Origin of the sequence: Cellulomonas sp. HZM, from assembly GCF_000708885.1 — a bacterium.
Taxonomy (GTDB): domain Bacteria; phylum Actinomycetota; class Actinomycetes; order Actinomycetales; family Cellulomonadaceae; genus Cellulomonas.
In genome coordinates this window covers 1-2,132 of the sequence record NZ_JEOE01000070.1, presented here as the reverse complement: position 1 = coordinate 2,132, position 2,132 = coordinate 1, and the positions used below count along the sequence as shown (strand labels likewise).

General features: G+C 75.3%; 2 protein-coding genes. Both read left to right on the top strand.

Translation table 11 applies throughout. The features are described from left to right. The first annotated feature begins 22 nt into the window (after window positions 1-22). Window positions 23-1,717: a bifunctional 3'-5' exonuclease/DNA polymerase gene (locus AW16_RS0116600; protein WP_081861758.1), complete on the top strand. Its 1,695-nt coding sequence runs from the start codon at window positions 23-25 to the stop codon at window positions 1,715-1,717. A 140-nt stretch (window positions 1,718-1,857) separates the two neighbouring features. Continuing rightward, a partial coding sequence (locus AW16_RS18855) for a hypothetical protein (protein ID WP_231496090.1) occupies window positions 1,858-2,132 on the top strand: 275 nt, incomplete at its 3' end.

The following is a 2,132-nucleotide window of genomic DNA, read 5'->3' as shown; positions in this document are numbered from 1 at the left end:
GGGGGAGGGTGTGGGGGTGCTGATGCTCGTGGCGCCCGGAGGGGGCGGTCCGCCCGCCGGCTCCGGTGCGCGCCGTGACGCCTCCGGGGGTGCGGGGGCCGAGGTCGTCGTGGGAGCGGTCGGGTCACGGGCGTTCGACGGGGAGACGCCCGTGCGCTGGGTGTGGGACGACACGTGGCGGTGGTACCCGCGGCTGCTCGCCGACGGTGTGCGCGTCGAGCGGTGCCTCGACCTGCGGCTCGCGCACCGCGTGCTGCGGGGGTCGGCTGCGGTCGCCGGGGGATCCGCGCTGTCGTCGGCCGCTGCGTCGGCGCTTTTCGACGGGCCACCGGTCGCGCCCGACGAGCCCGTCGCGGACTCCCTCTTCGAGGTCGCGCCGTCGGCGCCGCAACCCTCGCTGGACGAGTGCGAGTCCGAGCTCGCGGCGCAGGACGACGCGGTCGTCGGATCCGCCCAGCCCGCGCGGCTGCGCCTGCTGCTCGTCGCAGAGTCCGCGGGCGCGCTCGCGGCCGCCGAGATGCGGCACGCCGGCATGCCCTGGGACCGGGCGGTGCACGACGAGGTGCTCACCGCCCAGCTCGGACCCCGACCGGCCGGCGACGCGCGCCCCGCACGCATGGCCGAGCTCGCCGCACAGGTCCGCTCGGCGCTCGACGCGCCGCGCCTCAACCCCGACTCCCTGCCGGACGTCCTGCGCGAGCTGCGACGCAACGGTCTCGCGGTCCGCTCGACCAGCAGGTGGGAGCTGCAGGGCCTCGACCATCCCGCGGTCGAGCCGCTGCTCGCGTACAAGAAGCTGTCTCGCCTGCACAGCGCCAACGGGTGGGCGTGGCTCGACCGGTGGGTGCCCGACGGGCGGTTCCGGCCCGAGTACGTCGTCGGCGGGGTCGTGACCGGGCGGTGGGGGTCGTCGGGCGGCGGCGCGCTGCAGATCCCCAAGCAGGTCCGGTCCGCGGTGCGGGCCGACGAGGGGTGGCGGCTCGTCGTCGCCGACGCCGCGCAGCTCGAGCCCCGTGTGCTGGCGGGCCTCGCGCGCGACGAGCGGATGGCCGAGGCCGGGCGCGGGCGCGACCTGTACGCGGGCATCGTCGACGCCGGGGTCGTCGAGACGCGCGAGCTCGCGAAGGTCGGGATGCTGGGCGCGCTGTACGGCGGGACCACGGGAGCGAGTGCGGCGGTGCTGCCTCGGCTGGCGCGTGCGTTCCCTTCGGCGCTCGGCCTCGTCGAGGCGGCCGCGCGCGCGGGCGAGCGGGGCGAGGTGGTGAGCACGCTGCTGGGGCGGTCGTCGCCGCGGCCCGGTGCCGCGTGGTCGGAGCTGCAGTCGTCGGCGTTGGACGTCGACGCGGGTTCCGCGGCGGAGTCGCGTGCCCGGGCGCAGACGCGGGCGTGGGGGCGGTTCACGCGGAACTTCGTCGTGCAGGGGACCGCGGCGGAATGGGCGCTGTGCTGGATCGCGGACCTGCGGCGGCGGCTGTGGGCGATGGGTGCTTCTGCTGCACCCGGCTCGGCCGCCGCCCCTTTCGCGGGGCGGCCGCACCTCGTGTACTTCCTGCACGACGAGCTCGTGGTGCACACGCCGGCGGCTATGGCCGATGCGGTGGCGGAGGCCGTCCGCGCGGCCGCTGCGGTGGCGGGGCGGCTGCTGTTCGGGGAGTTCCCGGTGGACTTCCCGCTGACGGTGGCGAGCGTGGAGTCGTATGCGGAGGCGAAGGGGTAGGGCCCGTTTCTTGTGTCTTGCCGCCTGGTCGAACCGTCCACAGGCACCTGATTCGGCGATGCCGTCCACAGAGTGTTTTCGCAGATCAGGTGCTCTTTTTGGGTTGACCCTCGGTGTCCGTTTCGGGTAGATTGATACGCATGTTCGATGACCCGCGAGGCGAGGCGCGACCGGCTGCGGCCGGTGCTGGTGCTGCCCGTGGCGGTCCGGACGAGATCGTTGGTGCTGTGGAGGCGTTGGGTGCTGCGGTGGCGGTGGTGCTGGCGTTGTCCGAGCGGGCGGCGGGGTGGTCGCCTGCGGTGCGCTCGGCTGTGCTGGAGGGGTTGGACGGGGCGACGGCGCGGGTGCGGGTGGCGCATGGTCGGGTGCTGCGGGCGGAGCAGGTGGCGGGGACGTCGGTGGGGCCGGGTGATCG

Bases quoted from the DNA above. Each gene is read 5' to 3' on its own strand.
- AW16_RS0116600 (WP_081861758.1), top strand. From the start codon at position 23: ATGCTCGTGGCGCCCGGAGGGGGCGGTCCGCCCGCCGGCTCCGGTGCG.